We start from the raw sequence: 9,368 nt of genomic DNA, 5'->3' as shown, positions 1-9,368 counted from the left end.
GCCGCCGCCGCCCCCGCCCCCGTGCTCACCAACGGCCTCGTGCGCGTGCCCGACGGCCGGCTGCTGGCGCCCGACATCGCCCGCATCGTGATGCGCGGCGAACTGGTGGTGGCCATGCTCAAGGTCGACACGCCGCCGTTCTTCTTCTTCGACGACAGCGGCCAGTGGACCGGGCTCGAAGTGGGCCTGGCGCAGTCGCTTGCCAAGGAACTCGGCGTGAAGCTGCGCTTCAACCGCGAGGCCGGCACCTTCAACGCCGTGGTCGACCTGCTGGCCAGCGGCCAGGCCGACCTGGCCATCAGCAAGCTGTCGCGCACGCTCGCGCGCACGCAGACCATTGCCTTCAGCGACGCCTACCTCACGCTGAACCACTCGCTGATCTTGAACCGCGTGAAGTTCGCGCAGCTTGCGCATGGGCGCCCGCTGCCCGAGGTGATCCGCAACTTCAACGGCAGCATCGGCGTGATCGCCAAGTCGTCGTTCGCGGACTACGCGCGCACCAACTTCCCGCACGCCAAGGTGCAGGAGTACCCGACCTGGAACGAAGTGCTGGTGGCCCTGCACAAGGGCGAGATCGTCAGCGCCTACCGCGACGAGTTCGAGGTCAAGCGCGTGCTCAAGGCCGACCCCACCGTGTCGCTGGTGCTGCGCACCGTGACGCTGAAGGACCTGGAAGACACGCTGGGCATCGGCGTGGCCGTGACCGACACCACGCTGCTGGCCTACGTGAACCAGTTCCTCGCCCAGCGCACCGAGAAGCTCGACATCCAGAAGGTCCTGCAGGCGCTCGACCGCTGAACGCCAACGGACACACACCCATCATGACTCCCTCCAAGTTCTACGCTTTCGTCCTCAACCCCTGGGTCGTGATCATCAGCCTGGGCGCCGGCGTGGCCTTCGGCATGCTCGCGCCGCCGCTGGCCACGCCGCTGGCCTTCGTGGGCGACATCTACGTCGACCTGCTGAAGATGATCACGCTGCCCTTCATGGTCTCGGCCGTGATCTTCAGCCTGCAGCGGCTGTTCCGCGACGGCGGCACCGCCAGCCTGCTGGGGCGCGTGGCGCTGGTGTTCCTCGCGTTCTCGGCCTTCGTGGCCATCGCCGGCGCGGCCACGCTGCTGATCATGCGTCCCGGCGAGAACCTGCCGAGCACCACCATGCAGACCTTCGGCCAGATCGTGGGCGGCGACCTGAGCGCCAGCGACACGGCCATGAGCCTGCGCGGCACCGACGAGGTCAAGAAGACCGCAAGCTTCGCCGACATGCTGGTGAGCCTGGTGCCGGCCAACATCTTCTCGGCGCTGGCCAACGGCGACACGCTCAAGACGCTGGTGTTCGCGCTGCTGTTCGGGCTGGCGGTGGGGCATGTGCCCACGCGCATCTCGGACGGGCTGACGCAGGCGCTGGAAACCGTCTACCACGCCTGCCAGACGCTGATGCGCTGGCTGAGCTTTCCGCTGCCGGTGGTGCTGTTCTGCATGAGCGCGGCGCAACTGGGCAAGACCGGCATCGAGCCGCTGCGCGCCATGGGGGCCTTCGTCGTCGCGTTCCTGGTGGTGTCGGTGCTGCTGCTGGCGGTGGCCGCGGTCATCATCTGGAAGCGCTCCAACGGCACGCTGGGGCAGACGCTCAATGCGCTGCGCGGCCCCTTCGCGCTGGCGCTGGCCACGCGCAGCAGCGCCACCTGCATGCCGATCATGATCGAGAGCCTGGTCACGCGGCTGGGCTTCGCGCGTTCGCGGGTCGAGCTGCTGGTGCCGCTCACGGTGTCGCTGCTGCGCATCGGGCCGGTCGTGTACTACGTGTGCGCCACCCTGTTCATCGCGCAGATCTACGGGCGCTCGCTGTCGCCGGTGGAAATCGGCATCGTGCTCACGTCGTCGGTGCTCGCGGGCTTTGCCTCGGCGGGCATGACGGGGCTGGTGACGGTGTCGCTGATCGGCATGACCTGCACCTACCTGGGCCTGCCCTTCGAGGCCGCGTTCATCCTCTTCCTGGCGGTGGACCCGGTGTGCGACATGCTGCGCACGCTGGTGCTGGTCATCGGCAACACCGCGGCCGTCGCCGTGGTGTGCCCGCGGCCCCTGAAGATATAGAGGGGCGCAACGTCATGTCCCGCATCGGCGTTCTCGGCGGCATGGGTCCATCGGCCACGGTGGACTTCATGGAGAAGATCATCCAGCTCACGCCCGCCACGCGCGACCAGGAGCACCTGCCGGTGATCGTGGCCAACCTGCCGCACGTGCCCGACCGCTCCAGCGCCATCCTGGGCACGGGGCCCGACCCGCTGGCGGCGCTGCTGGCGGGCATCGACCTGCTCAACGACATCGGCGTGGGCGTGATCGCCATTCCCTGCAACTCGTCGCACCACTGGTATGCGCAGATGGCCGCGCGCAGCCGGGCGCCGCTGATCCACATCGCGCAGTCTTGCGTGGCGGCCATCACCCATTCGCTTGACGGCCGGCCCGCGCGGGTGGCGGTGCTGGCCACGCGCGGCGCGCTGGCCTCGGGCTTCTACCAGCAGGCGCTGCGCGCGCGCGACATCGACTTCCTGGTGCCCGACGCGGCCACCGGCCAGGACCATGTGGACGCCTGCATCCGCGCCGTGAAGGGCGGCGACATGCAGGCCGGCGCGGCCGCGTTCGAGCGCGCGCTGCAGGCACTGGCGGCCACCGGCGCCACGGCGGTGATCATGGGCTGCACCGAGCTGCCCATCGCGGCCGAGGCCGCCCACGCCACCGATCACACGGCCATGACGCTGGTCGACAGCTCGCTGGAGCTGGCCCGCGCCACCGTCACTTTCGCGCTCGACAAGGGGTGGAACAAACCGACATGGGTTTCCTGACACGCATGTCCCACAGCCTGTTCGCCCTGCTGCTGTGCATGGCGGCAGGCGCTGTCGCGGGCGTCTATGCGCCGGCGGTGGGCGACGTGGCCTATGTGGCGGCGCAGGTGTACCTGTCGATCGTGAGCATGGCGGCCATTCCTCTGCTGGTGGTGGCCACCTTCTTCGGCCTGCGCCAGACCATGGGGCTGCCGTTTCCGGCGCGGCGCATCGCCATGATCGCGGGCTTGGCGCTGCTGCTGGTGGCGGGCTGCGCGGCCACCGGGCTGGCACTGGGCTGGATGAACGCGCCGGGCGCGCACCTCGACGCCGAGTCGCGCGAGCACCTGGGCGAGCTGGTGCAGCGGGCCGGCGACGGCGGCGACATCGAGATGCGGCTGTACGACAGCGGCACGCAGGCCACGCCCGTGGAGCGCCCGCGCGCCACCTTCCTGCCCGACAACTTCTTCCGCGTGCTGGTGGAGGGGCGCTCGCTGGGCATCCTGTCGTGCGCGCTGCTGTTCGGCCTGGCCTTCGCGGCGCTGGCGCGCTCGCAGCACAACGCGCTCAACCACATGTTCGAGGGCATCTACCGCACGCTCGAGCTGATCATCGCGCGCGCCAACATCCTGCTGCCGGTGGTGGCCTTCGGCATGTCGGCGCACGTGCTGTCGCAGACCGATGCGATCACCATCCGCGCCATGAGCGGCTTCCTGCTGCACTTCGTGGTGCTGGTGGCGCTGCTGGGCACGGCGGCCATCGCGGTGATCCACCGGCGCGGCAACCAGCCGCTGGCCGAGGTGCTGCAGCACCTGAAGGCGCCGATGCTGGTGAGCCTGGTGTCGTCGAGCACCACGGCCAGCATTCCGCACACCATCGAGGCCATGAGCGCGCGCCTGGGCTTCAGCCGCGGCATCGTCGAGCTGGTGGTGCCCACGGCCTCGGTGTTTTTGCGCGCGGGTTCGGCGCTGTACTACGTGCTGCTGGCGCTGTTCGTGGCCAACCTGTACGACCGCACGCTGAGCGCGGCCGACATCGGCATGATCGGCACGGGCGCGACCATCGCGGCCTTTGCCTCGGCCGGCAACAGCAGCCTGACCAACGTGGGCTACGCGGGCATCGTACTGTCGCTGCTGCAGCTGCCCATCGAGGCCGCGCTGGCGCTGTTCCTGGCGATCGACCTGATCTGCGAAGGCCCGCGCAACCTGCTCACCTTGCTGTGCAGTTGCGCGCTGATCGCCATCGTGTCGGCCGGCCTGCCGTCGGAGCGCATGGCCGCGCCCGCCACCGACGTGGCGCCCGTGCAGCCGCTGCGCTTCGTGCTCACGCGCGGCAACGTCGCGCTGCTGGCGGGCTGCAGCGTGCTGGCCTCCCTCCTGATCTTGCTGATGGGCATTGCCGTGGGTGCGCGGCAGGCCGTGCAGCCCTCCGCCGCGTATGCGACCTCCGCCGCGGCGAACCCTGGAATTTCGCGATGAACCGGACCTCGACTTTTTTCCGATGGATGGCCGCCGCGCTGCTGTGCCTGCAGTTGGCCGCCTGCGGTAGCCTGTTTCCCAAGGGCACGCGCGTGGACTGGAGCGAGCTCACGCTGTCGGCCGCGCCCAACGCCAACCAGAACAGCCCCGTGGCGGTCGACGTGGTGATGGTGCTCGACGACGCCATGCTCGGCCGCCTCACCGAGCTGACGGCCGCCAAGTGGTTCGGCGCGCGCGCGACCTGCAGAAGACCTTTCCGCAAAGCCTGTCGTACCACTCGTGGGAGCTGGTGCCGGGGCAGACGATCCGCGTGCCCGCCAGCGCCCTCGGCGCGCCGCGCGTGGCGGCCGTGCTGGTCTTTGCGAACTACACCACGCCCGGCGCCAACCGCGTCCGGGTGGAAGACCTCAAGGGCGCCGTTGTCGCCCGCTTCGACATTCAAAGCTTCGACGTGTCGACCACGCGTTGAACAACCCGGATCTCACCAGTGAATATCGCTCCCATCACCGACCGCGTCGAGTGGCATGAAGGCATGCTGCTGTCGCCGCAGCACTTTCAGCAGTTCTCCTCGCGCATGGACTCGCTCGTGGCCTGGCAGACGCTGGCCGCCGCGCCCTTCAGCTGGGGCGTGCGCCGGCTGGTGTTCGACCACGGCCTGCTGCCCGCCGGCCTGCTGCGCGTGCTGGCGCTCGAAGCCATCCTGCCGGACGGCACCGCCGTGCAGTACGCGGCCGACGAGGCCGCGCACGGCGCGCTCGAACTGTCGCTCGCGCCGCACACGGAGCAGCTGGCCAACGCACCGCTCGACATCTACCTCACGCTGCCCGTGACCGGCCCCGCGCGGCACCGCAGCGCCACCGTGCGCTTTCGCTCGGTGGGCGGCGCGCCGGTGGAAGACGCCGTGTCCGACGCCGAGCCCGCGAACATTCCGCGCATGCTGCCGCGCCTGGCGCTGAGCGCAGGCACGGTGCCGCCGGGCACGCACGTGCACCTGCGGCTGGGCCAGGTGTTCAAGGACAACGAGGTGGTCAAGCTCGGCGACGCGCAGCCGCCGCTGCTCGAGGTGGCGCGCGACAACCCGCTGTGGACGGCCGCCGCCGGCCTGCTGGGCCAGTTGCGCGGCAAGGCCGCCTTCGTGGCCAAGCAGACGGCCGTGCCCTCGTCGCGCGTGGACGACCGGCTCGCGCATCTCGAACTGAAAGACCGGCTGCGCAGCCTGCTGTCGGGCCTGCCGCATGCCGAGGCCGTGCTGCGCACGCCGCACCTGCACCCACTGCCGATGTACTGGTCGCTGTGCGCGCTGCTGGCTTCGCTGAGCCTGCTGCGCCCGGGCGGCCTGCCGCCGGTGCCGATGGACTACGACCACGCCGACCCCTCGCGCGTGTTCCAGCCGCTGCTGCTGGCGCTGCGCGATGCGGTGTCCGAAGTGAGCCAGGAGTACCGCGAGCACAAGTTCGAGTTTCGCCACGGCGCCTTCGAGACCACCCTGCAACCGCAGTGGCTGGCCGGCCAGCGCATCGTGGTCGGCTTGCGCGGCCAGTCCGACAAGGACCTGCTCGCGTGGATGGACAGCGCCATCGTCGGCGCGCAGTCGGCCTACCCGTCGCTGCGCGAACGCCGCGTGCTGGGCGCGGTGCGCCGGCCCATCGAATCGGCCGACGAGCTGGGCCTGCGCCCCGGCTCGGGCTACCTGCTGTATGCCATCCAGACCAGCGCCGCGCTGACCGTGCCCGGCGAACTGCTGGTGATCGCCAACGCCAACGAAGGCGCCACCGCCCAGCCGCCGCAGGAAATCGTGCTGTTCATCAAGGACTGACTGACCCATGGCACGCACCCTTCCCGACCTTGCGGTCGACGACCACATCACCAAGCAGTTCCGCGCCTTCTACGACGAGATCGTGAAGGCCCGCGACCGCACCGCCGACTCGCGCGAGACCGACCCCGACCTGGTGGCCGCCGCGCTGGCCCGCCACCTGGAAAACCTGCTGGAGCTGCAGTCGCTGGAGTCGCGCCGCGAGAGCACGCGCTTCGAGCTGGAGAACGTGGCCGACGCGCGCTACCTGAAGGCCGCGCTGGCCGACGAGATCCTGCTGCACACGCCGTGGGTGGGCCGCGAGCGCTGGACGGCGCACCTGCTGGAGTCGTCGCTGTTTCGCACCAACATCGCGGGCGACCTGGTGTTCAGCCGCATCGAAGAGCTGCTGTCGGGCCGCGAGCCCTCGCGCCGCGACATCGCGCGGCTGTACCTCTTTGCGCTGGCGCTGGGCTTCCAGGGCAAGTACCGGGGCGGCGGCGAAGAGGCGCGCCTGCTGGGCTACCGCGAGGAGCTGTTCCAGTTCGTCTTTCAGCGGCCGGCCGATTTCTCGGGCCGCGACCGCGTGGTGTCGGAGCGCGCCTATGCGAGCACGCTCTCGCACATCGCGCCGCGCAAGCTGCCTACGCTGAGCCGCTGGACGGTGCTCTTCCTGCTGGGCATCGCCACGCTGCTGGCGGTGTCGGAGCTGCTGTGGCTGTGGCAGTCGTGGCCGGTGCGGCAGGTGCTGCAGCCGGGTGCGGTCGATGCGTCGGGGGTCTACACGCGATGAACCACATCCGCCCCACGCTGCGCTTCAGGAGGTCGTCGCCATGCTGACCGACCAGCTCTTTCTTGTCTCCATCGCGGTGCTCACGCTGGTGGTGCTGCTCGTGCTCGGCATGGTGCTGTACTTCGCGGCGCGGCGCTCGCATGCCAAGCCGTCGAGCGACCCGAAGGTCGCGCGCATCCGCTTCGACTCGCTGCGCAGTTCGTTCCGCCAGGCGGTCGAGCTGATCGAAGGCAACATCGCCTCGCGCGCCGACCGCTACGGCATTCCGTGGATCATGCTGCTCAACGAGGGCGACGACCACCGGCAGTTGCCCATCGAGCAGTCGGGCGTGGCCAGCGCGCTGAGCACCGAGTCGGCCTCGGCCGCCACCACGCAGGGCATTTCGTGGCACTTCTTCGACCGGGGCGTGGTCATCGACATCCAGGGCGCGTACCTGGGCTCGCCCGACGACGACGATGCCTCCGAGAAGCCGTGGGACGAGTTCCTGGGCATGTGCCGCGCCTACCGGCCGCAGCGGCCGTTCGACTCGGTGGTCATCACCATTCCTGCGGCGCTGCTGCTGGACGACAGCACCGACGGGCGGCTCGAACTCTCCAAGCGCGCCAAGCTCGCGCACCGCCGGCTGTGGCTGGCGCAGAACCGCTTTGCGATGCGCTTCGCGGTGTATGTGCTCATCACCGGCGCCGAACAGCTCGAAGGCTTCAGCGCCTTCGCGCGCGCGCTGCCCGAGCCGCTGCGCGCGAGCATGCTGGGCTGGTCGTCGCCCTACGACCTGTCGACCACCTACCAGCCGGGCTGGGTCGACGAGGCCGTGGGCACGGTGGTGCGCTCGGTGTCCGACGTGTCGGCCGAACTGTTCGCCACCGACACCGCGCCGCAGGGCGCCGGCCCGCAGCTGCTGCTGCCCTCGCGCATCGAGGCGCTGCGCGGCCAGCTGCAGCTGTATGTCGACGAGCTGATGCGCCCGAGCGCCTACCACGAGCCCTTCTTCTTCCGTGGCATCTACCTGACCGGCGACGCGGGCGAATCGGCGCAGGCCATTGCCACCATCGACGCCGCGCGCCATGCGGAGCACGATACCTACGGCCGGCAGGAGCCCGCCGGCGGCGACCTGATCGCGCAGCTGATGCGCCAGCCCGCGTTCCTGCGCGACCTGTTCGAGAAGAAGATCTTTCTCGAATACGGCCTCACGCGGCCGTCGCGCACGCAGACGCTCGCACGGCCCGTGCTGCACCGCGCATTGCGCTGGACGGCGGTGCTGTTCATCGGCGGCTGGGGCATCGGCCTGGTGGTGGCGACGTGGCAGCTGCACCGGCACAACGGCACGCTGGTGTCGGCGCTCTCGCAGCTGCAGCACGACGCGCAGTACCGCATGCGCGCGCAGCAACGCGGCGAGGCCATTCCCACGGCGTGGTATCGCAACAAGGCGCTGTCGCTGCTGGCCATGAACGAGCGGCTGCGCACCGACGGCACCTATTCGTTCTTCATGCCCGGCTCGTGGCGCCCGTTCGACGACTTGAACGAACGCGTGATCGAGCGCATCGAGCGCGAGTTCGGCGACATTGCGTGAGCACCCTGCGGCGCGAGCTGATGGCGCGCGTGAGCCAGTTGAGCGGCGTGGAGCAGGACGAAGCCACCGGCGAATTCATCGTCGGCGCGAGCTGCAGCCTGCCGCCGAGCTTCAAGACCATCGGCGATGCGCCGCGCAAGAACGGCCTGCTGGTGGAAGACCAGCCCGAGTTCGGTGCGCTGCAGCGCTACCTGGGTTCGGCCGAACAGCTCGACACGGCGTTGCAGGCGGTGGAGCGGCTGCGCCAGCCGTCCACCGGCAATGCGGAAGACCTGCGCGTGGCCGTGCGCTACGCGCTGGGCGCCGAGCTGCCCGCCGACCTGAGCCGCAACCTTCGTTACTTCCGCCAGGCGGCCGAGGGCCATGCGCTGGCGATTCCGCTGGCGCCGGTGCAGGCGGCGCTGCGCTGCGCGCTCGACAAGGGCACGGCGCAGCTCGACACGCGGCTGTTCGTCAACAACGAGCTGCTGGTGTCCGAGCAGGCGCTGGCGCGGCTGATGCCCACGCTGGCCGGCAACGGCACCTTCGCGCGCACCACGGCCAGCTACCGCGAAGTGATCGGCGCCATCAAGGACCAGGAAGACCTGGTGGCCTCGGGCAAGGGCGGCTGGATGCGCCAGCCGGTGCTGGTGCTGGGCGGCGGGTACGACCGCACCATCGCGCGCATCGAGCAGAACCGGCTGCTGGGGCAGGAGTCGGCCGACGCGGTGCGCGGCCGCGCGCAAGACGCTTTCCAGAAATTCCGCGCCGAGTTCAACCTGCGCTTCGGCGGCGCGCAGCCCGGCCTCGTGTGGCAGGACAAGGACGGCCGCTTTGCGCTGGCGCCCGAACGCATCGCGCTGCGCGACGCGCTCACCGCGCTGCTGGCGCAGCCCTTCATGGCCGCCGCGCGCGACCGCGAGCTGCCCGGC

The 9,368-nt window shown here is 70.1% G+C and carries 8 protein-coding genes and 1 pseudogene; all 9 read left to right on the top strand.

Annotation, left to right across the window (positions count from 1 at the left end):
* Positions 1-798 (top strand): ABC transporter substrate-binding protein (locus BMG07_RS37975; RefSeq protein WP_269759807.1); only part of this gene is annotated, 798 nt, incomplete at its 5' end.
* A gap of 23 nt (positions 799-821) precedes the next feature.
* Entirely contained in the window at positions 822-2,096 is a 1,275-nt protein-coding gene (locus BMG07_RS37970) for a dicarboxylate/amino acid:cation symporter (RefSeq protein WP_198088809.1), read from the top strand.
* 14 nt (positions 2,097-2,110) lie between these two features.
* Positions 2,111-2,845 (top strand): aspartate/glutamate racemase family protein, encoded by a 735-nt coding sequence (locus tag BMG07_RS37965; RefSeq protein ID WP_198088808.1) that lies wholly within the window; start codon positions 2,111-2,113, stop codon positions 2,843-2,845.
* Complete coding sequence (locus BMG07_RS37960; protein WP_198088807.1) at positions 2,833-4,302, top strand: dicarboxylate/amino acid:cation symporter; 1,470 nt, start codon at positions 2,833-2,835, stop codon at positions 4,300-4,302. Before BMG07_RS37965 ends, BMG07_RS37960 begins: the two co-directional genes overlap by 13 nt.
* 220 nt (positions 4,303-4,522) lie before the next feature.
* Entirely contained in the window at positions 4,523-4,771 is a 249-nt protein-coding gene (locus BMG07_RS43610; protein WP_269759806.1) for a hypothetical protein, read from the top strand.
* 18 nt (positions 4,772-4,789) lie between these two features.
* Positions 4,790-6,118, top strand: a complete 1,329-nt coding sequence (tssK, locus tag BMG07_RS37950) for a type VI secretion system baseplate subunit TssK (RefSeq protein ID WP_374221420.1) — start codon at positions 4,790-4,792, stop codon at positions 6,116-6,118.
* Positions 6,119-6,125: 7 nt separating this feature from the next.
* Positions 6,126-6,887, top strand: coding sequence for a DotU family type IV/VI secretion system protein (locus BMG07_RS37945; RefSeq protein ID WP_198088806.1), 762 nt, complete (start codon positions 6,126-6,128; stop codon positions 6,885-6,887).
* 40 nt (positions 6,888-6,927) lie between these two features.
* On the top strand, positions 6,928-8,457 hold the full coding sequence (locus BMG07_RS43605; protein ID WP_269759805.1) for a type VI secretion system protein: 1,530 nt from the start codon (positions 6,928-6,930) through the stop codon (positions 8,455-8,457).
* Positions 8,454-9,368 (top strand): annotated as a pseudogene (locus BMG07_RS43600) (type VI secretion protein IcmF); the annotation flags it as partial. The gene BMG07_RS43605 and the pseudogene BMG07_RS43600, both read left to right, overlap by 4 nt.

Source organism: Variovorax sp. E3, from assembly GCF_016082275.1.
Classification (GTDB): Bacteria; Pseudomonadota; Gammaproteobacteria; order Burkholderiales; family Burkholderiaceae_C; genus Variovorax.
This window is presented reverse-complemented; position numbering and strand designations above follow the sequence as displayed.